Genomic DNA, 23,372 nt, shown 5'->3' with positions numbered 1-23,372 from the left:
GTACCGGTTCTGCGGGAGGGATGACAGAAATGGCAGTTCGACGGGGTACGGGCATGGTCGGGGTTGTGGCGGCGGTGGGGTTTGTCGTCGCCGGGTGCGGGAGTGAGCAGGGGGCGGCCACTCCGCAGCCGAGTCAGGTGAGTGTGGCGGCCAGTCCTACCTCGGTCGATGCCGAAGCGAAGGTGTGGGATCCGTGTTCGCTGCCGGATTCGGCGGTCGGTGGGGTGGGGTTGAATGTGGGGAGTAAGAAGAAGGATGTTGCGGGGGTGGATTTTTCGGGGTGGAAGGTGTGCAGTTGGAGCGATTCTGCCAAGCAGTACACGTTCTCAGTGATGTCGTCGGAGCATCCGCTCGCAGATTCGCGGGCGAGGACAGACTTCACCGACTTCGTTCCGATGACCGTCGGCTCCCATAACGCTTTGCAGCTCCGGACCACCGGATCCACGCATGACAGCGGTTGCAGCATCGTCGTGGAAGTTCCCGACGGCTCCGTGATGTTCCGGGTGCTCAACCGCGTGAGCGCGTCTGCGCCGCCGTCTCCGTGCCCGGAGGTGGGGCGGCTGGCCGACTCCTTGGTTCAGTACATTCCGGCGAACTGACCGGGAGCCACAATGCCGCTGAGTATCGACCCCAACGAATGGAATCAACTGCTGGTTCAGGCCGAATCCGGTCAGCTGTCGCTGGACCCCGAAGTCGGGAAGGGCCTCGACCAGGCGTGTGACTACCACCTGGACCGGCTCGAGGAGATCTATGCCCAGGTCGACCAGGTGCGCAACATCACCGGTTTCGGCTCGTTCAATTCCAGCCAGACCTTGGAGCGCAAGTTTTCGCTGACCGCTTCCGGTGGCGACCGCCCACTCGACGAAGTGCTCAAAAAGCACATCGAAGTCGTCCAGACCGCGAAAGAGGTCGTCGCCAAGGCGATCGCGAATTTCGTCGCCCAGGACCAGGCGGCCGGCGACCAGATCTCCGCGACGGGAGAACACCTGTGACGTATGAGGATTACAAGAGCAGAGTGATCGCCGCGCAGGAACAGTGGAACATCGAACGGTCGAAGATCTACGCCAGCTATGCCGATGGCAACTACGCCACCATTTTCGACGGCGACCTGCAACCACCGCACATCACCACCCCCGACAATTACGACAGCATGTCGCTCGAACAGATGCAGGCCGCGGTCACCGCGATGAAACCCCGGCTGGTCGACGACGCCGTGACGGCCTGGGCGAATATCGGCATGAATCTGATGGGTACCTTCCTGAAGTTCAATCAGGAGTTCTCCCGCACCGTCACCGGCGCCAACGGGCGCGGCGGGTGGACCGGTGCGGCGGCCTCGGCGGCAGTCGCGGCGGTGAACAACTACTCGGAACGGTCGATCCCGCTGTCGCAGGCGGCGACCGCGATCAGCTGGAAGCTCACCGAGATGCGCACCGGCATCGAGCAGACGCAGGCATTGATGCCGGGGCTCACCGAGCGCGAGAATGTCACCGGTAAGACGCTGCCTGCCGAGGGGGTGATGAAGGTCGACGATCACAATCGCGAGGAAGCCACGCAGGAGGCGCGCAGGATTCTGCGCACCGTCTACAGCCAGGTGGCGGGGCAGGCCGATGTCGGGGTGCCATTCCTGCCGACCGCACCGGTCATCGCAGGCGACGGCGGTGGGCCCGGTGGTCCCGGTGCTGGCGGTGGTGGTTCGAATACCGGTGATACTCCCGGAGATTCGGCAGGCAGCAGCCCTGAGGACACCGCCGCGGGCGACGACCCGGCGACTACCGAGAACCCGAATTCCGATCCTGCGGCCACCACACCGCAATCCACCGACCCGAGCTCGACCACCGCGCAGAGTTCCACGGCAGCACCGCAATCCAGCACGCCGTCCACTTCGGCCCCGTCCTCCGGTTCCCCGACGGCGACCGGACCCGGCGTGACCGCTCCCGGAGCGGCCGGGCCCGGCGGCGGGAGCAACGGTGCCCGAGGTGGCGGCAGCAGCGCCGGCCGTGGCGGCGGCTCGGCAGCAGGCGGTCCCGCATCACCGGGCAAGTCGAGCCCCGGCAACCACTCCCCTGCCGCAGCTGCCGCCGCCGGTTCACGGGCAGGCGCGGCGGCCGGTGGCGGTCGCGGCGTACCAGGGATGGGCGCCATGGGCGCGCCCGGTGCCAGGGGCGGCGGCTCGGACGAGGACCGGACCAAAGGCATTCCCGATTACCTGATCAACCAGGACAACGGCGACCTGCTGATCGGAACCGACGGAATCAAAACCGTGCCCCCAGTGATCGGCGGAGACCACGACAGTGCACCGAGTTGAGTTCACCGGCATCGAATTCGAGATCCTCTGGTCCGGTTACGGCCGCGACCGCCTCCCCTACCCACTCCAGTACCGCACCGACATCGCCGACTTCGACGAACTGAAACGCCACCGTGAAGCAGCCGTGGAGAAGCTGCTCGCCAAATACGATCCGGCGATCGAACAGGCCATCGATGTGCTGCTCGTACCCGATGCCAGGGTCGAGTCCAAAGGTTATGTCGGCCAGGATGTCTCGAACGTCATCCGGTTCCACGGCGCCATCCGCGGCCGGGCCGGCGCCACCCTCGCCCAGGCGCCGGGGACCGCCGAGGACACCGGCAGCGATGTCGTTCTCACCTGTTGCACCGCGGACCAGGTCGCCGCCCTGACCGTCGCGGCCCTCCCCCGCACCAAGCCCGGCAGCAAACCGCCCGTCGAGGTGCGTCGCGAACGTCTCGCCGAGGAAGAGGAACACTTCGAATACCGCGCGGGACGCCTGAGTTCCCTGGAACAACTCAACCGGATCTTCAACCGCCCCCGCCACGCCGTCGGCGAGATCTCCGCCCTCGCGGGCCCCGCCCTCGACTCGCGCCCCACCCCCGCCCGCAGCTTCTGGTGGATGGACTATCCCGACGGCCGCTACTACGTCAAGACCGGCGACCCCATCATCGCCGAACCCCTCCCCACCTCACGAATGATCGCCGGCATCCACCGCATGCTCACCCGAGCCCAGCGCTACCACCAGGAATTCGGCCCCAACCCCTGAATTCTCTACCGCTGAGGCGGCATCCCCTGCGGCGGGTATCCCGGCTGCTGCGGGTAACCCTGCTGCACAGCATTCGGATTCCCCGGGTACTGCTGATACCCGGGCTGAGGCTGATACATCCCCTGCTGCGGGTACGCCCCCTGCTGCGGAAACTGCTGCCCCATCGGCGGAACCTGCCCCGGGTAATACGGCGGCATCCCACCACGGACAGGCGGCCGTCGAGATCCCGACGACACCTTCACGATCACAAGAATGATCCCCCCGAAAACCAGCGCGAACGCAATCAAACTACCCAATGCTTCGAACATATCCGCATCCTCTCACACCCGACGGGGACACTTTCAATTACCGAAAGGCGTTGACACAGGCCATCTTCTACTGACCACAAGGTCGCGATGAAAACTTTCGGATCGTGGCTTACGGAGTAACACCCGACATCGCCGCACAATCCTCCCGGAGAGAAGTTGCCTGCGTGCCAGGCGGACCGAAACGTGCACTACTGGCGCCCCGGCGACGCCGCCTCGCGCTCCGCGAGGAACATATCGAGTAGTTCGAGCGTCATAGTGATCACGCGCTCCTCCTGTGCCTGTGTGAGCGGAGCGCCTGCCTCCCGATCGGGCAGGGCCAAGTCCGTGATCTGCGCTTCCCAAGTGAAGTTCGATGCCACGTCGTAGTTCGCCATCAACCACTCCCGAAAGCCTTTCAGACCTTGCCCGCCGGTACGTCGCGCGCCGAAGTCGTAGCCGTTCAGGAAACCGGTCACCCCGCGGAGTGTGGTTCGCCCGAGGTACATCCCGGGCGCCCTGCCGAAGAGATTCAGAAACTCACGGTCGCTCAGCTCATCGAGGTCGCGAACTTCCCGACCGTTGACGACAAGCGGGGCGGCTCCGTAGGTGGGGCGACCATGATCTTCCTCGGGCACAACGTCATTGCAGCACAGCATGCGATCGGGCGCCTCGTGAGCACCCGTGCGTAGCGCACCTGCGGCGGATTCGTCATGCAGCGATTACACAGCCTATTCGCTTCATAATTTGCAGCGAATAGGCGTAGAATGGCTGCATGGCAGGCAGTACGTACATCTGGGAGGCGGCGGATTGGCCCCGCCTCACGTACGACGCTGCACTGCTGGCCAAGCCGACAGCGGCCGTCGCGCTCGCTCAAGGTCGCCTGCACGGTCGCCTCGCGGAGACCGACGACCTGACACAGGAACGTGCTGGACTCGAGGCCCTCACCGCCGACGTCGTGAAGTCGAGCGCCATCGAGGGCGAGTTGCTCGATGCGGTGTCAGTTCGGTCGTCCATCGCACGCAGACTCGGTGTGGACATCGGTGCCGCCGCTCTGTCGGACCGCAAGGTCGACGGTGTCGTCGACATGATCCTCGACGCCACCCGCCACTACGAACAACCCGTGACCGCCGAGCGACTGTTCGGCTGGCACGCGGGGCTCTTCCCCACCGGATATTCGGGCATTTCACGGATCCGCGTCGGCGACTGGCGCACCGACGAAACCGGCCCGATGGAGGTGATCTCCGGACCGTACGGCAGACAGCGCGTCCACTTCGAAGCGCCACCGGCCACGCGCGTCGACACCGAGATGTGCCGATTCCTGGAATGGCTCGACGCGGACACAGCCGAACCCGCGATCCTGAAAGCCGGACTCGCGCACCTGTGGTTCGTGACCATCCACCCGTTCGACGATGGAAACGGCCGAATCGCCCGTGCCATAGGTGACCTCGTCCTCGCCAGGTCCGAATCCAGCCCCCGCCGCTTCTACAGCCTCTCGGCCCAGATCCAGCGCGACCGCAAGAACTACTACTCCGTCCTCGAAAAGACCCAGCGCGGAAGCCTCGACGTGACCGCCTGGCTCTCGTGGTTTCTCGATGCCCTCCACCAGTCGATCATCCAGGCGGACAAAACAATCGACGCCGCGCTCGCGAAGGCCACCTTCTGGCGCACATGGCACAGCACCCCCCTGAACGTGCGCCAGATCGCCATGCTCAACCGCATGCTCGACGGTTTCGACGGGAAACTCACCTCCCGTAAATGGGCGATCATCACCAAGACCTCCCAAGCCTCCGCCCTCCGCGACATCAACGAACTGATCGACTACGGAATCCTGCATCGCTCCCCGTCGAGCGGCCGAAGCACCTCATACGAACTCTCTTAGCCGGACCGGCTCCGCCGTACGGTCGCACGGGGATGGATCGCCACCGGCGAATATGGGCACCCACATGCCTACAAAAAAGATGCTCCACGCGAAGGTGTTCGCGCGGAGCATCTTTGGTGAATGGTCAGGCGGGGACGGGTTGGCGGGCTTCGGTGGGGTGGGGCTGGCGGGTGCGGAGGGCGCCCAGGCCGAGGAGGGCGATTCCGGCGACGGCCCAGGTGAGGAGGATGGCGAGGGGGAAGGTGGCTCCCGCACCGTCGAAGTAGGCGGTCGAGCGCATCAGGGTGGCGGCGGCGCCGGGTGGGAAGAGCTGGCCGAGGGTGCCCCAGGGCTGTGGAAGGAGTTCGGGGGCGGAGGTGGCGGCGGAGAAGGGGTTGCCGATGAGGAGCATGAGGAGGGCACCGAGGCCGATGCCCGCACGGCCGATGGTGGCGGCCAGGCCGACGATGGTCGCGGCTACCGCGAAGGAGGCCAGGGCGGCGATGGCGGCGAGGGTCAGGTAGGAGCCGGGGACGATCGAGAGCCAGGTGTGGAAGATCAGGGCGCTGAGGAGGCCGCCGACGATGCCGAAGGTGGCAAGGCCTGCCAGGCGGGCACCGAGGGTGGAGACCACCAGGGTGAGCAGGACTCCTGCAGCGATGCCGGACATGACCAGCGGGAGCACCATCGCGCCGAAGCCCGCGCCGCGTGGGTCGTCGGGGTCCGAGGCGATCACGTCTTGGACCGGGACGGAAGTGGCGCCGCCGAACTGCTGGGCCAGCGCGGTGAGCTGCTGGGCGACAGCCGGTGACGCGGCGGAGGCGACGAGCACCTGGGGTGCGCCGCCACCGGTGACGATCGCGCCGTAGACCTCACGGTCGGCGAGGGCGGCGCGGGCAGCGTCCGCGTCGGCGAGGGTGGTGATCTCGAAAGCGTCGGGGTTGCGCTGCTGCAACTGCTGGCCGACCTGTGCGGCCTGCGGGCCGGCGACGGCGATCGGGAGGTCGCGGGGGGCGAGATTGACGGCGGGCCAGGCGAACGCGATCAGCATCAGAGCCTGCAGCAGGGTGGCCGCGAGCCCGATACCGACTGCTCGGCGGGTGATCGTCATGGCATTTCTCCCAAAAAGCGAATGTTCGTTCTTTTTGGTGGCTCAACCATGACACCACTCTCACTCGCTTGTCAAGAACGAGTATTCGTTTTACTTTTAGGCATGCCCAGAGTCAGCGAAGAACACCTGGAACGCCGCAGGCAGCAGATCCTCGATGCCGCGCAACTGTGCTTCGCCCGCAAGGGCTTCCACGAGACATCTATGCAGGACGTCTTCACCGAATCGGGGATGTCGGCAGGCGCTGTCTACCGGTATTTCGCGAGCAAGGACCAGATCATCTGGGCGCTCGTCGCACGCACCCTCGGACCGCTGCGCGAGCTGCTCGCCAACAAGATCAGGGCAGAGCAACCACCGACCCCGGCCGAGGTGGTTCGCATGCTCACCGGCGAGATCGTCGCGCGCAGCGGCCCGGACGGACCGCTGCGGCTCGCACCGCAGGTGTGGGCGCTGGCAATGGTCCAGCCCGATGCGGCCGCGATCCCGGTGCGCGAGTCGATCGCGGGGATGCGGGAATTGTGGGTCGAGTACGCGACCAGGATGCGTGAGCTCGGCTGGGTACCGGCCGACGCCGATGTCGACGCCCTCGCCAAGACACTGATCGGCCTCCTACCGGGTTTCATCCTCCAGCATCTGCTGCTCGACGACGTGACGCCGGAGGATTTCGCGCGCGGTGTCGACGTGATGCTTCCCGGGCCGCGACCGTAGCTGTTGTCGGGAACCTCACTGTTGAGACCGGCACGTTCGGGGTAGGTTCGGGGGCGGCACCGGAGGGGGTCCCGTGCGCCGGACATCGCCGATATCGATCCGACCAGGGAGTTTCCTGTGGCACTACACCGACGAACGCTTCGCACCCGCGGCCTGACCGTCCTGGCCGCCGTCACCGTGGCAGCCGCTGCCGCCGCCGGGACGGCGCAGGCGAGGATGATCGGCGCATTCGAGGTGGGCGGTGCGATCGAAACCGAATACGACCAGGTGGGCGGCGCCGCACTCGGCGACCCCACCGGCCCGGAGGCCGACGCGGCGGCGGGCGGCAAGTACCAGACCTTCGCCAACAACGCGGCGATCTACTGGCACCCCGACACCAACGCCAACACCGTCGCGGGGCAGATCCGCGACAAGTACGCGGCCCTCGGCAACGAGTCGGGGACGCTCGGCTACCCGGTCACCCGCGAACTGTCCACCCCGGCGGGCAACGGCCGGTTCAACCACTTCCAGCGCGGCTCGATCTACTGGTCCGTCGGCACCGGCGCACACCAGATCAGCGGCCCGATCAAGGACAAGTGGGCGGCCCTGGGCTGGGAGTCGAGCCCGCTCGGCTTCCCGCTCACCGATGTGGCCAAGGCGGGCAAGGCCGACGGCCAGTTCACCATGTTCCCCACCGGCGCCATCTACTGGTCCTCGACCACCGGTGCGCACGCGGTATGGGGCAGCATCCAGGCCGACTGGATCCGCGCGGGCGCCGAGAACGGCCGCTACGGCTACCCGACCAGCGACGAATACGACTACCAGGGCGGCAAGGCCCAGGACTTCCAGGGGGGCAAGATCACCTGGAAGCCGGCCGGCTAGCGGCTACGGCGCGAGCAAGCCCTGCCTGGCCTTGCTCGCGCCGGACAGCGTGAGCAGCAGCATGGTGGTGAGGGCCTGATCGTCGAGGCCCTCGGCCGGGAACGTGTAACGCAGGATGATGTCGGCCAGCTTGCCGCGCGAGATCAGGGTGACCGAACCGAACTGGATCTCGGCGTTGCGTTCGGCGACCCGCTTGTGCAGTTGCGGCTTGAGCGGTCGGTCCCAGGCCAGCACGCACGTCATCGAGAGCACGGTGAGGCCGGGCGCGAGGGTGACGGCGCGGATCGACGACAGCGCGCCGTCGTACTCGAAACCGAGCGACCCGTCGGCGTCCACGCGCACGTCGATGTCCTGCATCTGCAGGCAGGCGCCGGTGCGCGCCTGCAGGTCCAGTTCGGGGGTGACCGTGGCGTCCATGTCGGCTCCGTCGCTCATTTGGTTCCACCGAAACGGCGGTCGCGCTTGGCGTATTCCAAGCACGCGGCCCACAGGTTACGCCGGTCGAAGTCGGGGAAAAGCGTGTCCTGGTAAACGAATTCGGCGTAGGCGGCCTGCCAGATGAGGAAGTTGGAGCTGCGGAACTCACCTGACGGACGAAGGAACAGGTCCACATCGGGCATGTCCGGCTCGTCGAGGTAGCGGGCGACGGTCGACTCGTCGACCTTTTCGGGGTCGATCTCCCCCGCCGCCACCCGGCGCGCGATTTCGCGTGCGGCGTCGGCGATTTCGGCGCGGCCACCGTAGTTGACGCACATGGTCAGCGTCATCACGTCGTTGTCCTTGGTGAGCTCCTCGGCCACCTCGAGCTCCTTGATGACGCTGCGCCACAGGCGCGGTCGGCGCCCGGCCCAGCGGACCCGCACACCCATCTCGTGCATCTCGTCGCGGCGGCGGCGGATCACGTCGCGGTTGAAGCCCATGAGGAAGCGGACCTCGTCGGGGCTGCGGCGCCAGTTCTCGGTGGAGAAGGCGTAGGCCGACAGCCACTTCACACCGATCTCGATGGAGCCCTCGACCGCGTCCATGAGTACGGCCTCGCCGCGTTCGTGGCCCGCGGTGCGCGGCAGACCTCGCTCTTGAGCCCAGCGTCCGTTGCCATCCATCACCAGCGCGACGTGGTTGGGCACCAGCTCCGGCGGGATCGCGGGCGGGCGGGCACCGGAGGGGTGCTGCGACGGCGGACGGACGGTGCGGGTCGAGCTGCTCCCAGCGGCGGGGTCACGACGGAGGATCACGGCCTCCATCCTGCCTGATCCCCCGCCGCACTCCGCACGGGCTCCGACATCGCGGCCGGACCACACGACAACACGGGCTCCCCCGGCGATGCCCGATCGCGCACCGAGCCCCGCACGCGCTCCGACTCTCAGCCCGCGCGGCCGGCCGTCGCGGCGCCGGGTTCGACGCGACTGCGCTCGATCAGCGGCAGGGTGCGCAGCTGGCGTTCCAGATGCCACTGCAGATGGGCGGCGACCAGACCGCTGGCCTGGCGGCGCACATTGTCGGGAACCTCCGCGATGTAGGCCCACTCCCCCTTCAGCAGCGCGACGAGCAGGTCGAGCACGCCCGCGGCGGGCGTGCTCGCGCCGGGTGGGCGGCAGTGCACGCACACCGCGCCACCGGCGGCGACGTGGAAGGCTCGATGCGGGCCGGGAGTCGCGCAGCGGGCGCATTCGTCGAGGGCGGGTGCCCAACCGGCGAAACCCATGGCGCGCAACAGGTATGCGTCGAGAATCAGCTCGTGGGGGCGCTGTTTCGCGGCGATGGCACGCAAAGCGCTCGCGGTGAGCGCGTGCAGTTTCGGGGCGGGGGCGCGTTCCTCACCGGCGAGACGCTCGGCGGTCTCGAGGATCGCGCAGGCGGTGGTGTAGCGGCCGTAGTCGTCGATGATGTCGGCGGCGAACGCTTCGACGGTGGTGACCTGGGTGACGATGTCGAGGGTGCGGCCCGGGTGCAACTGCACGTCGATGTAGGCGAACGGCTCGAGCCGGGCACCGAACTTCGACTTGGTCCGCCGCACACCCTTGGCGACGGCGCGCACCAGCCCGTGTTGCCTGGTCAGCAGCGTGACGATGCGATCGGCCTCGCCCAGCTTGTGCTGACGGACCACCACCGCCTCGTCCCGATACAACCGCACGCGCCCAGTCTTCCACGTCGCCCCGACACCGCGTCCACGGACACGGCACTCCCCTCCAAGCGGTCAGCTCGGCCTGAGCAGGCCGGTGATGAGCAGCAGCAGCGATTGCTGGGTCTCGGCGCGGGCGCGGTCGGGGTCCTCGGCGTGCGCGACGATGAGCGAGGCTTCGGTGATCGCGCTGAGCAGCAGCTGCGCGAGCACCGGGACCGGGACAGCGGGGACGATGCCGGAATCGACGGCGCGCTGGAGTTCGGCGGTGATCAGGCCGAGCCCGTGCCGGGATTCGAACTCGCGAAAGGCCGGCCACCCCAGGACCGTAGGGGCGTCCATGAGGACGATGCGCAGCATCTCCGGGCGGCCGCAGATATCGAGGAAACAGGCCAGTCCGGCCGTCATGCCCGCGACGACGTCGCCGGGGTCGGCCGCGTCGATCGCGCGCGCGATCTCGGCCGTGGCCTCGGTCTCGATCTGTTCGAGCACCGCGAGAAACAGCCCGCGCTTGTCGCCGTAGTGGTGGTGCAGGGCACCGCGGGTGACGCCGGCGGCCGCCACCAACTGCTCGGCGGAGGTACCGGCGAAGCCGCGCTCGGCGAACAGGTCACGGCCTGCCTGCTCGAGCGCGGCGCGGGTGGTGCGGGATCGGTCCTCCTGACTACGGCGCTGCATGCAGCCGAGTGAACTCCACGATCAGTTCGGCGAGCAACTCCGGCTGGTCCTCGGGCAGGAAGGTGTAGGAATCGTCGACGGTACGCAGGCTCGCCCGCGGCAGGTCGGCGACCAGCCGACGGGCCAGCGACATCGGGAACAGCTTGTCCTCGGTGGACCAGACGACGAGGACCGGCAGGTCGACCTCGGCGAATCGTTCGGCGGCGGCCAGGGTGTGCCGGGCGTCCACGCCCGCGGCGAAGCGGCGCAGGTCCGCCCTGATCCCGGCGTCGCGCCGGGCGGGACCGAGGTAGGACTCCGCGATCGGTTGGGGCAGTGCGTGTTTGGTCACCCAGCCGAAGGCGAGCGGCAGTCGCTGTGCGGGCCGCCAGCGCAACGGGGCGAGCAACGCGGCGATGGCGCCGGGGATCTTCGTCAGGTGGACCAGGGTCGTGAACGGCTGCGGCGGGAAGACCTCGTAGCAGTCGACGGCGGCGAGGACGACGCGGCCGATCCGTTCCGGGTGGCGAGTCATCAGGATCTGGGTGAGGGCGCCGCCGGTGTCGTTGGCGACGATCGTGACATCGGTGAGGTCGAGCGCGTCGAGGAAATCCGCGATGAGGTCGGCCAGGCCGGCGGGTGTGAGGTCGGCGTCGGGCATCGGAATCGAATGGGAGCCGAGCGGCCAGTCGGGTGTGAGGCAGCGGTGTCCGGCCGCGACGAGGCCGGGAACGACACCACGCCACAGATCGGCGTTGACGAGCAGGCCGTGGACGAAGACGACCGGTGATCCTGTTCCGGTGTCGTGATAGCGGATGCGGCCCGACGACAGCGTGAGGTCGTGCGCCGGGCCGAGTGCTGAGCTGATTCCCATGGGTTCTCCCCTGATCGAAAGCTTGGCCCAACCACTGTTACATACATGCCGTATGTATGTCTAGGCTGGAAATATCCACCTAGGGTATGTGGACGAGTGACCAGTTGAGGGATAGCGTCGAGGCGACTACCTGCCGAGACGGAGTTCAGATGTCCGCGCCCGACCGCATCGTGCCGCCACCGGCCGACCTCGGCCTCGCCGAACTCGCCTCGGCCCTGACCGGCGGCACGACCAGTTCGGTCGCCGCCGTCACCGACGCACTCGACCGTATCGAGGCGTCGCAGCCGACGCTCAACGCGTTCCGGGTGGTGCGCCGGGCGGCCGCCCTGCGCGAGGCCGCCGAGGCCGACGCGCGGCTGGCCGCCGGTGTCCGGTTGCCGCTGCTCGGGGTGCCCGTCGCGGTCAAGGACGACACCGATGTGGCCGGCGAACCCACCGCCTTCGGCTGCGGTGGCGAATTCCCGCCCGCCACCGAGGACGCCGAATCGGTGCGCCGGTTACGCGCGGCGGGTGCGGTGATCGTCGGCAAAACCAACACCTGCGAACTCGGCCAGCTGCCGTTCACCAGCGGCGCGGCCTTCGGGCACACCCGCAATCCATGGGACCGCACCCGTACGCCGGGTGGTTCCTCGGGCGGTTCGGCGGCGGCGGTCGCGGCCGGAATAGTCCCTGCCGCACTGGGTTCCGACGGCGCGGGTTCGGTGCGAATCCCGGCGGCGTGGACCAATCTGGTCGGCATCAAACCGCAGCGCGGCCGGATCTCCACCTGGCCGCTGCCGGAGGCGTTCCACGGGCTCACCGTCAACGGACCGCTGGCGCGCACGGTGGCCGACGCGGCCCTGCTGCTCGACGTGGCCGCCGGCGCGCACGACGGTGACCTGCACACCCCCGCTCCGATCGACGCGCGTGCCGCCGTCGGCCGCGACCCGGGCAAGCTGAGAATCGCTGTGTCGCTGAGCATTCCGTTCACCGCGACCAAGACCGCACTCGATCCCGAGATCGCGGCCGCCGTGCACGCGATGGCGGGCACCCTGCGCGGGCTCGGGCACACGGTGACCGTGGCCGATCTGCACTACGGTCTGCTGGTCGGAGCGTCGTTCCTGCCGCGTTCACTGGCCGGGATCAGCCAGGTGCACCGCACGATGCCCGGCGCCGTCGTCGACCCACGGACCACCGCCAACGCGCGCATCGGGCGACTACTCGACGGCCCAGCCCTGTTCGCCGCCCGCCGCCTGGAACCGTTGCTGCACAGAAGAATCGGCGGCTTCTTCGACGACTACGACCTGGTGCTCGCGCCTACCACCGCTACCCCCGCGCCGCATGCCGAGGACATCGACGGCATCGGTACGAGCTCGACCAATGCCCTCATCACCGGCGCTTGCCCGTATACGTGGCCGTGGAACGTCCTCGGCTGGCCGAGTGTGAACGTGCCGGCGGGCTTCACCGAGACCGGACTACCGATCGGCGCGCAACTGATGGGCACGGCGAACACCGAGCCGCTGCTCATCTCTGTTGCGGCGCAGCTCGAATCGGTGCTGCACTGGGAGCGTCAGCGGCCGGCAGCGTGGTGGTGAGTCAGAGCGGGGCGTTCACCCACCAGCGGTTGTAGAGGTCGGTGCCGTCCGTCCCGCCGAGGACGACGATCAGGCAGAAGTTGCGGGCGGTGTCGTCGAATTGGATGCTCAGCGCACCGGCGACGGTACCGGGAACGCGGCCGGGGATGTCCTGGATGACGATCCGCCCCCGGCCCGACGGCCGCTCCCACAACTCTTCCCTGGTCGCGAAGGCGTCGTCGAACTTACCGGCGGTGCCCGGTGCGCGATTGCCTTTGCAGGCCACCGTCATCCGCTCGACCGGAGCGCGATCGCCGTTGCAGCTGAGGGTGCCCATGTCACCGAGTTGGTCCAGCGGTACGGGGTCGTAGTTCTTGTCGATCGCGGCGCACCGAGTGCCCTGGTAGCCACTGGCGAACGGAGATTTCGGGAGCAGCTCGGGAAACGCCCGCACAATGTATTCGTGGGCCTTCCACGGTGATTCGGCGGCCGTCGTCGGGGCCACCGATGTCGCGGCGATCTCGGGGGTCCTCGCGTCGTCCCGGTTCAGCGCGACGATCCCCACGGCGAGCGCGGCGACGGTGACCACGACGGCCGCTCCGGCCACCAGCGAACGTCGCCTGCGCGGTCGGTCGACGGTCGAGCCGCCACCGGCGGCCCAGCCCTGCTGTGCACCGTGCGAAATAGCCTGTGTGCGTACCCCTCCCGGAGCCTCCGACGCACGACCCTGCACGCTGCGTGCGCCGTGCAAAGCGCCCTGTGTACCCGGCGCTCCGCCCGGCATCGGCGGCACGCCGCTCGAAACTCCCGGCGCACCACTGGACACGCCGGCCCCCGGCGACGCGCCGAGTTGTCCGATCGGTGGGTTCCGCGGCAGCACTGCCTCGGGCTGCCCGGTGCGCGCCACTGGCGGCACCGGGGCGCCGAATGCCGCGGACGCGGCCGCCGCCAGGGCGCCACAGCTTGCGTAGCGGTCATCGGGGTTCTTGGCCAGCGCGCGGGCGATCACCGCGTCGACGGCAGGTGGGAGGCGCGGATTCAGCTCGGTGGGCCGGGGTGGTGGTGCGGTCAGGTGGGCGTTGATGACGGCGGCGGGCGTGTCGCGCGGGAACGGCTTGCGGCCGGTGAGCAGCTCGAAAAGCGTGCAGCCCAGCGAGTATTGGTCGGCGCGATGATCGACGGCGTCGAGCCGGATCAATTCCGGCGCGGCGTAGGCGAGGGTGGCCAGGAACACGCCGGACTCGGTCAGCGCGGTGCCGTCGGTGCCGGACTTGGCGATGCCGAAATCGGCGACCAACACCCGGTCCGGCTCCCCCGCGCGCGATTCCAGCATCAAGTTGGCGGGCTTGACGTCGCGGTGCAGCAGTCCGGCGCGGTGGGCCGCGTCCAGTCCGGCGGCGGCTTCGGTGACGATGTGTAGCGCCAACCGCGCATCGGGCAGGCCATGACGCAGCACGGAAGCGGCATCGGTGCCCGCCACGTACTGCATCGCGATCCACAGCGCGCCCTGGTCCATCCCGCGATCGTGGACCGCCACCACATTCGGGTGGTCGATCCGAGCTGCCAGTTCGGCCGCCCTGATGAACCTGGCCCGGAATTCGGCGGAGGCGCTGGGCGCGTCACCGAGCACTTTGAGCGCATCCCAGCGCGGGAGTCGCGGATGACGCGCGGCGTAGACGGTGCCCATGCCACCACTGCCGAGCACTCGCTCGATCACATACCCGGCGAAGACCGCACCCGGGCGCAGCTGCGCGGTCATTCGGCCAGTTCCAGCAGGCTGTACTGGGCGGCCGCCTTCTGCCGGATCTGCTGTTCGGTCGGCGCGAAGATCGTGGCGATATAGCGGCCGTGCAGCAGTGCGCACACATAGCGAACCTCCGGCTCGCTATCGGACGCGCCGGAGTCGCCGCACCGGATGTCCACGATACCCGCGGGACCGGGCAGCGGTCGCAGTTCCGCCGGCCACTCCGTGGCGCCGCGCTCGTAGGCCTGACGCGCCTCGGTGGCATCGAAGTAGCGCTTGAGGCCGTCGAAGCCCATCAACGCCAGAGCATTCGCGGAACTCCGGTGCTGGCGTGAACTCATCAGAAAGGTCGCGTTGGGGCCGTACACCACGCCCCGGGCGTGCAGCATGCCCTTTCCGCCCGCGATGTTGTCCGCGTCGACCAGCACCACCGCGGGCGACGACCAGCGACCCACCTTCTCCGGCACCATCCGGGCCAGCATGCCCTCACCGTCGATCGGCAGGTCGGCGAACCGCTCGGGCGCCGTCGGCACGAAGCGGTCGAGTTCGGGCAATTGCGCGTCGAACGCCGCGCCGATCAGAGTGGTCAGCGCCGCGGCATCGGGGGTGGTGTGCACGGCGTACACGCTCACCACGAACGCGCCGTGTGCGATGGTGGCCGCCATGCTCGCCACCGTGGGACGCCAATGCGCCTTGGCCGCAGGGTACTTCGGGATCGGCACCGCGACGTTGTCGGCGTTGACCGCTGCGTCGGTGGCGTCGAGGCCGGCCGCCGCCGCGGTCGCCGCAGCCGCGTTCGGCATGCGAAGGGCCAGCACGGTCAGCTGCCGGGTGCGGGCCGTGTCGGTCCCGCTGACGACGAAACCGGCGAGCATGCCGTGTTCGCTGAGCACGGCACGTGCCTGTTCGGACAGCACACCCGACACCTTCGCCGGAGTCGGCAGCGGCACGGCATCCCATCTGGAGGGTGGGACCGACAGCGCGGAATCGGCTTCGGCCGGATTGACCATGACCTCGCCGATCCGCAGCGACTCGATCACCCGCCCCGAGTATTCGGTTCCCGGCGGGGCCTGTAGCGGAACATGCTGGTAATGCCCATAATCCAAGTTGGCGAGGTCGACCCGGACCGGCTCCGCCGTCCCGGATACCCGGCAGCCGGTCACCGCGGCGGTCAACAGGACTGCACCGAGCAGGCCGCGAGTCGCACGGGAATCACAGCGGCGCATCGGCCCACCACCTCTCGCGCAGTTCGGCGCCGTTGGCGCCGCCGACGACCCTGATCCGGCAGAACGACCGGGCGGGCTCGTCGAAATAGATCGACAGATTGCCGAGGGGATTCCCGTCCACATCGGTGTTCCTGCCCCAGTGCAGATTCCCGGTCCCGGACGTACGCCGCCACTGTTCGCTGCCCTCCACTGTGTCAGTGCTCGGCGGTGGCGACATGAGCGAGCGGTCGGTCTTGCATTCGATGGTGACCGACTCCGCCGGGTCGCGGTTGCCTTCACAGCGCATCCGCGCGAAAGGCGCGAGTGTGTCGGTCGGAACATGGTCGCCGTTGTCGTTGATCATGTAGCAGGCCGTCAACTCCTGGTATCCGACGCCGAGCTGAAAGGCGGGCAGCAAGTCGGGAAACAGGTCGGCGATGAAGCTGTAGGCGCCCCACGCGGTCGCCGGTGGTACGGGCGGCGGCGAGGTGGTGGCCTGCACGCTCGGCGACTCGGTGCCGCCACCGGTCCCGAGCATCGCGGCGGTGACGACGCCGACCATGAACACCGCCGCTGCCGCGATCCAGAAACGACGACGGCGGACGAGCCGGGCGAACGGGGTGCGTCGTGGTAGCAGCACCGCCGTGAACGGGTCTTCGTGGACGAAGCGCTCTCGTGGATCCGGCACTGCCGCAGCGACTCCCGCAACGTACTGCGGAGGCGGGGTGGATGGATGTACCGAGTTCGAGACAGCGGCGGAGGCGGGTGCCGCAGGGCTGCGCACCTGTGGTGCCGACGATGCGGGTGCGGACCCGTTCATCGCTTCGCGGGCCGCGGCGGCCAACGCACCACACGAATCGAACCGCTGCGCCGGGTCTTTGGCCAGTGCCCGCGCGATCACCGCGTCGAAGCCCGCCGGGAGCCCGGGGCGCAACGCGGACGGCCGCGGCGGCGGTTCGTGCAGGTGGGCATACATCACCGCGGCGGCCGTCTGCCGCGGGAACGGGACAGTGCCGGTGAGCAATTGGAACAGCGAGCAGCCGAGGGCGTAGACATCGGCACGGCGATCGACGTGGTCACCGCCCAGTCGTTCGGGCGCGACATAGGACAGCGTCGCGGTGAAGCCACCACCGGCCGACAGCGTCGCGGTGTCCTCGGCGTGCCGGGCGATGCCGAAGTCGGTGATCAGCACCCTGTCGGGCAGACCCGACTGTTCGGCGACGAGGATGTTGGCCGGTTTCACGTCGCGGTGCAGCAGTCCCGCACGATGCACCTCGTCGAGGCCGCGGGCCGTTTCACCGATGATGTGCACCGCACGTGCCGGGTCGAGCCCGCCGGGGGCGCGCCGGATCAGGTCGGCGGCGTCGGAACCCGCGACGTACTGGGTGGCGATCCAGAGCTTGCCCTCGGTTTCGCCGCGGTCGCGCACCGCGACCAGGTTCGGATGCTGCAGCCCGGCGGCGAATTCGGCTTCGCGCAAAAACCGCGCCCGGTACTCCGCGTCGTCGGCGTGGTCGTCGGCGAGGATCTTGATCGCGTCGTGGCGGGGCAGACGCGGGTGCCGCGCCAGGTACACGGTGCCCATGCCACCGGAGCCCAGCTTCCGCTCGATCAGGTAGCCGGCGAACTCCGCGCCCTCGGCAATACTCACCCGCCCGGTCTCCCACGTTCACCACACTGCCGGGACCCTTCCGGCAGAGAACAGGCACGAGGACCGGAATGGTCGGCCCGCACCAGGTCAGCCCCCGGAAATCAACGGTTCCCGACCATGCCCGAGCGACTATAACAGCACGGATCAGGCTGTGCGGTCCAGCAATTCCGGGTGCGAACGGGCTACCGGCCCGGTTCGCGCCAGCTTTCGAGATCGCTCTTGGTTCCGGACGGGCACCCGTCCTGCCCGGGTTGGCGGGGGAACATCATCAGGCAGCGCTGCGGTCCGCCCCCGCCCACCGCGGTGGTGACGAGCACCGCGATCGACGACCCGTCGGCGACCCGTTTGGTGGAGAAGCCCAATGTGCCGGTGACACCGCGATAGTCGGCCTCGCGCAACTGCACCGCGATCGCCGTCCGGTTGGGCGGCTGGTCGCCCAGTACGCCACGACTGACGCGCACAGCCTGCAGGAACAGCCCACTCACATCGAAGGCAAGCCCGGTCCTGTCCCCCGCCCAGGTCGGCTGGTATTCGGCCATTGCCGGATAGGCGCGCAGGTCCTCGATGAGCCCGGCGAGCTCGGCGCACAACTGTTCGTGTTCGAACGGCACCGGCCGGTCACCGAGTTTGCCGACGCCCTTCACGCAGTCGGCGCCACCGAGCATCACCGGCGCCGCCTTCGCCACGTAGCGCACCGTCAGGTTGGCGGGAAGGGCGATGGTCGCGCGCGGATCGGTGATCAGCCTCGTCACCGCGTCGTTGCCGAGCAGCGCCGGTCCGTCACCGCTGATACAACCGCGACTGAGGGCCTTGGCGAAGGTCGGGAAGTCGTCGTTGCGGCCCGCGAAGAAGAGCAGTTCGCGCCGATCGAAGGACTCCGCCTCGCACGGTGCGGGCAGAACGTTGAGCTCGTGCTGCGCGCGCCAGCTCGTGCTCCGGTGCGTCACACCGCGTTCGGTGAGCTCCTTCTGAAGATCCTCGACCAGGGTGGTCACGTACAGATCGTCGGGTGCCACAGGGTGGTAGATGGTGACTTTGTCGTAGCGCGGGGTGCCATCGGCGGCGCGCGCGCCCTGCATGTAGTCGGCTACCAACCGGGCCTGGACCGAATTGCTCGGCGCCGCTTGGAAATACAGCGGCGATGCCTGCTCGAGCCCGTCGGCCGACAGGGTGGTCGCCACCGCGGGCACGCCCAGCTCACCCAATCGCGTGATGGCCTTGCGGGTTTCGTCGGTGCTACGGTCGATGCCGACCACACCGAGCACGCTCGGGTCGTCGGCGACGAGCGGACGTAAGCGGTTCTCGACCACCCACCGGGCATGGCGCATATCCGAACCGCCGTTGGCGATGATGATCCGCAGCAACGGTTCGGACTCGTCGGAGGCGAGCAGGGCACGGCGCTGCTGCACCGCGAGCCCGGCCAGCTCCTCGACCTGTGCGTGCGGGTAGCGCACATTGGTGTCGACGTAGCTGAGCCCCGCGAAGTAGACCAGCGAGATCAGCGGCCGGTTCGGGTTGCTCTCGCGCGCATCGGCGGCCGCCTCGTTCAGGCGGAACACCTCGCGCTGCATGGCCGACAGTTCCGGATCGTCGGCGAAGGTCTGGGCGACGTTGTCGCTGTAGCCGACGCATTCGCCGTCGACCATGCTCACGCTCACCCCGCCCGTCCACGGCCAGTGCGAGCACGAGGCGCCGCGCAGTGGTGGGAAGTACACCAGCGCGGCGGCCACCGCGAGCACGATCGGGATCAGCACGCACAAGCCGACGAACCAGCTGCGCGAGGCCATCGGCGGGGCGGGCGGTAGCGACTGCCCGCGGAAACGCGGATCACCTACGCGCGGTGTGGAATCCGGCGGTATCAGCGCGCGCAGCGGCAGGAACCAGGCGTCGGCCTGGCGGTGTGTGCGCCTGCTGTCGATCTCCCTGATCCAGGTCTGCAGCGGGTCGGGTGGCTGGGCGGTCGGCTGATCGGCGAGGCTTTCCAGCGTGCGCAGGGTGCGCAGATCGCTGATGTTCGACAGCTCACCCACCTCACGCGTCGGCCCTTCGTCGCGGAAGGCGACGACTACCAGTGGATCGAAAAGGCCGGTCTCGTTGCGGATCTCGTTGATCCAGGTGAGGATCCGCGCACCGTCACCGCCCTCGGTGAGACCACCGAGCAGGGCAACCGGGTAGGCGGTGCGCCGCCAGCTCGACGGCCGCCAGATGCGGCGGCGATACGCGTCGCGCAGGTCCTCCAGGAAGGCGTGGATCAGGAGCTTGGCGACCTGTTCCTCGTTCTCGTCCACCCGGTGCGAGGCGGTGAGCCGGGCGGCGAAACCCAGGAAACTGCCCGACAATTCGGGTGCGAGATAGCGCTGGTGCAGGAACCAGCGGGTCACCTTCGACATGCCGGGGATGCGTCCCGACACCCACAACCACAGGCGCAGCACCGGCCACAGGGCCAGCACAGCGAAGACCACGCTCGAAACCATGCCGCCCGCTGCGCCTTCGGTGGCGTCGGCACGGTTGGCGGACGAACCACTACGCAGCAGCTTGGGCAGGCGCCTGCGCAGTTCGTCGGGCGCCTCGGATTCGTCGGAGGTGACGCGCTGTCTGGTCAGCCAGTCGGCGGTGCGGTAGCGCGGGAACTTGATGGCGCCCATCGCGGTGTCGTCGGTGGCGAAACCGGCGACCAGTTGCTGGATGATCGGCAGACAGTGGTCCGGGATCTCCTGGTCGTCGGCGTGCGGACCGGCGTTGAACGCGTTGACATCCGGGCTCAGCCGGGTGGGCGGCAGGTCGGGAGCGTGCAGGTCGATCCTGGCGCGTGGGGTGGCCCGCCTGCCGCCGGACTCCCCCAGCCAGCTGTAGAGATCGTTGACCAACGCGGTGTGGCCTTGTAAGCCGACCATCTCGACGATCGGGCGCGGCAGCGTTCGCCTGCCGTGTACCAGCGTGCGCCACACCCGGGGGCGGGTGTCGGGGATCTCCAGTGCCCGCAGCAGTTCCAGCAGCTTGCCGACATCGTTGGCATCGGGCACGTGCACAGCCTCCCCGGGTGATCAGCGAACAACGCCGATCACAATCGGCGTGTTCGCCGAACGATACCCCGAACCGCCGACACGCAAACGGTCAAAAACCCAGCTTCCCCAGCTGTTTGGGGTCGCGCTGCCAGTCCTTGGCCACCTTCACGTGCAGATTCAGGTAGATCCGTGTGCCGAGGATGTGCTCGATCTGTTTGCGGGCATTGGTACCCACCTCCTTGAGGCGAGAACCGTTCTTGCCGATGACGATCGCCTTCTGGCTCGGCCGTTCCACATACAGCAGGGCATGCACCTCGAGCATGTCCTCGTTGGCCTCGTAGGGCTCGATCTCCTCGATCACCACGGCCAGCGAATGCGGCAGTTCGTCGCGCACACCCTCGAGGGCGGCCTCGCGGATCAGCTCGGCCATGAGGGTTTCCTCGGGCTCGTCGGTGATCTCGCCGTCGGGGTAGAACGCCGGTCCCTCGGGCATCTTCGACGCGATCACGTCGATGAGCACCTCGACCTGTTCGCCCTTCACCGCCGAGACCGGAACGACCTCGCTCTCGGGGCCGAGCAGCTTCGACAGCGCCATCAGCTGGTGGGCGATCTCGTCGCGGCCCACCTTGTCGATCTTGGTGACCACCCCGATCACGGTGGTCTTGGGCGCCATCTGCTTGATCTGCTCGACGATCCAGCGGTCGCCGGGGCCGATCTTCTCGTCGGCCGGGATGCACAGCGCGATCACGTCGACCTCGGAGTAGGTGTCGCGCACCAGATCGTTGAGGCGCTGACCGAGCAGGGTGCGCGGGCGGTGCAGACCGGGGGTGTCGACCAGGATGAGCTGGACGTGCTCACGGTGCACGATGCCGCGAATGGTGTGCCGGGTGGTCTGCGGGCGCGAGGAGGTGATCGCGATCTTCGACCCGACCATGGCATTGGTCAGCGTCGACTTGCCGGTGTTGGGGCGGCCGACGAAACAGACGAAGCCGGAACGGAATTCGGTGTCAGCCACCGCGCACCTCGCTCAGCACGGCACCCGAACGATCGGTGTGGATCACCGTTGCCCCGGGCGACACCTCGTGCATCGCCGCGATGCCGGCATCCTCTCCGCTCGCCCCGACCACCACGGCCGCTTCGAAACCCTCGGCGCCACTGGAAATCGCGGCGGCAACCGCGGCCTGCAACGCGGTCAGGCGAAGGGCGGCGAGCGTCACTTCACCCGCGGCGTAGGTGCGGCCGTCGGTGTCACGTACCGCCGCGCCGCTCGCGCCACCGGTGCGGCCGAGCGCGCCCCGCGCCAGTACCAGCAGTTTGTTGTCCTCTGCGTCGAGTTCACTCATCGGTCTCTCCATTGTCTGCGGGCACTGTCACCGGGTCGGTCTCGGCCTGCGCCTCGTCGGGCTTGCCATTGCGGGCCTTGTCTGTCTTCTTCTCTTTGTCGGCCGCGCGGCGCACCAGCACGGTGTTCACACGCATCCGCCCGCGCGCGTCGGCGCCACCCTCGCCGCGCAGCACCAGGCCGTGCACGGTCACCTTGGAACCCGGCAGGGGGACGCGGCCCAATTCGTGGGCCAGCAGGCCACCGACGGTGTCGACGTCTTCGTCTTCGATGTCGAGGCCGTACAGCTCGCCGAGGTCTTCCACCGACAAGCGGGCCGACACGCGGTAGCGGCCCTCGCCGAGGTCCTCCACCGGCGGGGTCTCGTCGGTGTCGTACTCGTCGGCGATCTCACCGACGATCTCCTCGAGCACGTCCTCGATGGTGACCAGCCCGGCGATGCCGCCGTATTCGTCGACCAGCAGGGCCATGTGGTTGCGGCGGCGCTGCATCTCGTCGAGCAGCGCGTCGAGCGGTTTGGAATCGGGGATGAACACGGCCGGGCGCATCACCTCGCGCACCGTCACCTTGCGGGCGCGATCGGCATAGGGCACAAGGTCTTTCAGGTAGACCACACCGAGCACGTCGTCGACGTTCTCGCCGATCACCGGGATGCGCGAATGCCCGGAGCGCACCGCGAGCGACATCGCCTGGGCGGCGGTCTTGTCGTTTTCGATCCACACCATCTCGGTGCGCGGCACCATCACCGCGCGAGCGGCGGTGTCGCCCAGTTCGAAGACCGACTGGATCATGCGGCGTTCGTCGTCGGCGACCACGCCACGCTCGCGCGCCATGTCGACTACCTCGCGCAGCTCGATCTCCGACGCGAACGGACCGTTGCGGAACCCTTTACCAGGAGTGATGGCGTTACCGAGCAGGATGAGCAGCCTGCTCACCGGGCTCAGCACAGCACCGATGATCTGCATCGGGACGGCCGCGGCCAGCGCGATCGAATAGGCGTGCTGGCGGCCCAGGGTGCGTGGGCCGACCCCGATCACCACATACGAGACGACGACCATCGAGGCGGCGGTGACCAGCAGCGCGGTCGTCGGGCTCCACAGTTCCAGCGTCGCGGCGGCCAACAGGACGGTGGCGCTGATCTCGCACAGAATGCGCAGCAGCACCATCAGATTCACATAGCGGGGACGGTCGTCGACGATCTTGCGCAAGCGCGCGGCGCCGGACCGTTCCTCGCGGACCATGTCGTCGAGCCGTGCGCGCGAGACGGTATTGAGCGCCGAGTCGACACCTGCGAACACACCACCCAGGCCGATCAGCCCGATGGCGAGCAGGATCTGCACCATAGAT

Annotated in this window: 23 protein-coding genes; 8 read left to right on the top strand and 15 right to left on the bottom strand. The window is 68.3% G+C overall.

Features of this window, described 5'->3' with window-relative positions:
* Nucleotides 1-29: 29 nt before the first annotated feature.
* From AB0I19_RS18045 to AB0I19_RS18030, 4 genes are read left to right on the top strand one after another with little or no spacing between them, the layout of a single operon-like run.
* Nucleotides 30-599, top strand: a complete 570-nt coding sequence (locus tag AB0I19_RS18045) for a DUF3558 domain-containing protein (RefSeq protein ID WP_357150078.1) — start codon at nucleotides 30-32, stop codon at nucleotides 597-599.
* Between the two features lie 12 nt (nucleotides 600-611).
* Nucleotides 612-992 (top strand): hypothetical protein, encoded by a 381-nt coding sequence (locus AB0I19_RS18040; RefSeq protein WP_357150075.1) that lies wholly within the window; start codon nucleotides 612-614, stop codon nucleotides 990-992.
* Entirely contained in the window at nucleotides 989-2,305 is a 1,317-nt protein-coding gene (locus AB0I19_RS18035) for a hypothetical protein (protein ID WP_357150073.1), read from the top strand. Before AB0I19_RS18040 ends, AB0I19_RS18035 begins: the two co-directional genes overlap by 4 nt.
* Nucleotides 2,292-3,050, top strand: a complete 759-nt coding sequence (locus AB0I19_RS18030) for an ESX secretion-associated protein EspG (RefSeq protein ID WP_357150070.1) — start codon at nucleotides 2,292-2,294, stop codon at nucleotides 3,048-3,050. Before AB0I19_RS18035 ends, AB0I19_RS18030 begins: the two co-directional genes overlap by 14 nt.
* 5 nt (nucleotides 3,051-3,055) lie before the next feature.
* Here AB0I19_RS18030 and AB0I19_RS18025 read toward each other — a convergent pair whose 3' ends face one another.
* Nucleotides 3,056-3,358, bottom strand: coding sequence for a hypothetical protein (locus AB0I19_RS18025; protein ID WP_157105058.1), 303 nt, complete (start codon nucleotides 3,356-3,358; stop codon nucleotides 3,056-3,058).
* A gap of 188 nt (nucleotides 3,359-3,546) precedes the next feature.
* On the bottom strand, nucleotides 3,547-3,972 hold the full coding sequence (locus tag AB0I19_RS18020; RefSeq protein WP_357150067.1) for a hypothetical protein: 426 nt from the start codon (nucleotides 3,970-3,972) through the stop codon (nucleotides 3,547-3,549).
* A 137-nt stretch (nucleotides 3,973-4,109) separates the two neighbouring features.
* On the opposite strand from AB0I19_RS18020, the gene AB0I19_RS18015 reads away from it, so the two are divergent.
* Complete coding sequence (locus tag AB0I19_RS18015) at nucleotides 4,110-5,216, top strand: Fic family protein (protein ID WP_357150064.1); 1,107 nt, start codon at nucleotides 4,110-4,112, stop codon at nucleotides 5,214-5,216.
* A 124-nt stretch (nucleotides 5,217-5,340) separates the two neighbouring features.
* Here AB0I19_RS18015 and AB0I19_RS18010 read toward each other — a convergent pair whose 3' ends face one another.
* Entirely contained in the window at nucleotides 5,341-6,306 is a 966-nt protein-coding gene (locus tag AB0I19_RS18010) for a hypothetical protein (RefSeq protein ID WP_357150061.1), read from the bottom strand.
* 102 nt (nucleotides 6,307-6,408) lie between these two features.
* On the opposite strand from AB0I19_RS18010, the gene AB0I19_RS18005 reads away from it, so the two are divergent.
* Nucleotides 6,409-7,011 (top strand): TetR/AcrR family transcriptional regulator, encoded by a 603-nt coding sequence (locus AB0I19_RS18005; protein ID WP_357150058.1) that lies wholly within the window; start codon nucleotides 6,409-6,411, stop codon nucleotides 7,009-7,011.
* Between the two features lie 117 nt (nucleotides 7,012-7,128).
* Nucleotides 7,129-7,872, top strand: coding sequence for a hypothetical protein (locus AB0I19_RS18000; protein ID WP_357150055.1), 744 nt, complete (start codon nucleotides 7,129-7,131; stop codon nucleotides 7,870-7,872).
* A 3-nt stretch (nucleotides 7,873-7,875) separates the two neighbouring features.
* Here AB0I19_RS18000 and AB0I19_RS17995 read toward each other — a convergent pair whose 3' ends face one another.
* The 5 genes from AB0I19_RS17995 to AB0I19_RS17975 all read right to left on the bottom strand — a co-directional run bounded on the left by AB0I19_RS17995 (nucleotide 7,876) and on the right by AB0I19_RS17975 (nucleotide 11,525).
* On the bottom strand, nucleotides 7,876-8,229 hold the full coding sequence (locus AB0I19_RS17995; protein ID WP_243749936.1) for a hypothetical protein: 354 nt from the start codon (nucleotides 8,227-8,229) through the stop codon (nucleotides 7,876-7,878).
* A gap of 74 nt (nucleotides 8,230-8,303) precedes the next feature.
* Nucleotides 8,304-9,116 carry an isoprenyl transferase gene (locus tag AB0I19_RS17990; protein WP_067486738.1) on the bottom strand — a complete coding sequence of 271 codons (813 nt, stop codon included), beginning with the start codon at nucleotides 9,114-9,116 and terminating at the stop codon, nucleotides 8,304-8,306.
* A 119-nt stretch (nucleotides 9,117-9,235) separates the two neighbouring features.
* Complete coding sequence (gene recO / locus AB0I19_RS17985; protein ID WP_067486735.1) at nucleotides 9,236-10,006, bottom strand: DNA repair protein RecO; 771 nt, start codon at nucleotides 10,004-10,006, stop codon at nucleotides 9,236-9,238.
* 63 nt (nucleotides 10,007-10,069) lie between these two features.
* Nucleotides 10,070-10,672: a TetR/AcrR family transcriptional regulator gene (locus AB0I19_RS17980; protein WP_357150052.1), complete on the bottom strand. Its 603-nt coding sequence runs from the start codon at nucleotides 10,670-10,672 to the stop codon at nucleotides 10,070-10,072.
* Nucleotides 10,659-11,525 (bottom strand): alpha/beta hydrolase, encoded by an 867-nt coding sequence (locus AB0I19_RS17975; protein WP_357150049.1) that lies wholly within the window; start codon nucleotides 11,523-11,525, stop codon nucleotides 10,659-10,661. Before AB0I19_RS17975 ends, AB0I19_RS17980 begins: the two co-directional genes overlap by 14 nt.
* Before the next feature lie 149 nt (nucleotides 11,526-11,674).
* Between AB0I19_RS17975 and AB0I19_RS17970 the strand changes: the two genes are divergently transcribed.
* On the top strand, nucleotides 11,675-13,099 hold the full coding sequence (locus AB0I19_RS17970; protein WP_357150046.1) for an amidase: 1,425 nt from the start codon (nucleotides 11,675-11,677) through the stop codon (nucleotides 13,097-13,099).
* Nucleotide 13,100: 1 nt separating this feature from the next.
* On the opposite strand, the gene AB0I19_RS17965 is transcribed toward AB0I19_RS17970, so the two are convergent.
* From AB0I19_RS17965 to AB0I19_RS17935, 7 genes are all read right to left on the bottom strand, one after another.
* A complete protein-coding gene (locus AB0I19_RS17965) occupies nucleotides 13,101-14,837 on the bottom strand; it encodes a serine/threonine-protein kinase (RefSeq protein WP_357150043.1) in 1,737 nt (578 codons plus the stop codon).
* Complete coding sequence (locus AB0I19_RS17960) at nucleotides 14,834-16,048, bottom strand: hypothetical protein (protein ID WP_357150040.1); 1,215 nt, start codon at nucleotides 16,046-16,048, stop codon at nucleotides 14,834-14,836. Before AB0I19_RS17960 ends, AB0I19_RS17965 begins: the two co-directional genes overlap by 4 nt.
* A complete protein-coding gene (locus tag AB0I19_RS17955; RefSeq protein ID WP_357150037.1) occupies nucleotides 16,035-17,678 on the bottom strand; it encodes a serine/threonine-protein kinase in 1,644 nt (547 codons plus the stop codon). The genes AB0I19_RS17960 and AB0I19_RS17955 overlap by 14 nt, the downstream gene beginning before the upstream one ends.
* 182 nt (nucleotides 17,679-17,860) lie before the next feature.
* The gene (locus tag AB0I19_RS17950; protein ID WP_357150035.1) at nucleotides 17,861-20,701 is read right to left on the bottom strand and encodes an ABC transporter substrate-binding protein; all 2,841 of its coding nucleotides are present in this window, start codon (nucleotides 20,699-20,701) and stop codon (nucleotides 17,861-17,863) included.
* A 91-nt stretch (nucleotides 20,702-20,792) separates the two neighbouring features.
* Nucleotides 20,793-21,698: a GTPase Era gene (era, locus tag AB0I19_RS17945; protein WP_357150032.1), complete on the bottom strand. Its 906-nt coding sequence runs from the start codon at nucleotides 21,696-21,698 to the stop codon at nucleotides 20,793-20,795.
* Entirely contained in the window at nucleotides 21,691-22,026 is a 336-nt protein-coding gene (locus AB0I19_RS17940) for a cytidine deaminase (protein WP_067486711.1), read from the bottom strand. Before AB0I19_RS17940 ends, era begins: the two co-directional genes overlap by 8 nt.
* Entirely contained in the window at nucleotides 22,019-23,368 is a 1,350-nt protein-coding gene (locus AB0I19_RS17935) for a hemolysin family protein (protein WP_067486708.1), read from the bottom strand. The genes AB0I19_RS17940 and AB0I19_RS17935 overlap by 8 nt, the downstream gene beginning before the upstream one ends.
* Nucleotides 23,369-23,372: the final 4 nt, after the last annotated feature.

This window comes from Nocardia sp. NPDC050413 (assembly GCF_040655475.1).
Lineage (GTDB): Bacteria > Actinomycetota > Actinomycetes > Mycobacteriales > Mycobacteriaceae > Nocardia > Nocardia coubleae.
Note: the sequence above shows the minus strand (reverse complement) of the source record. Positions and strands in the feature narration are given on the sequence as shown.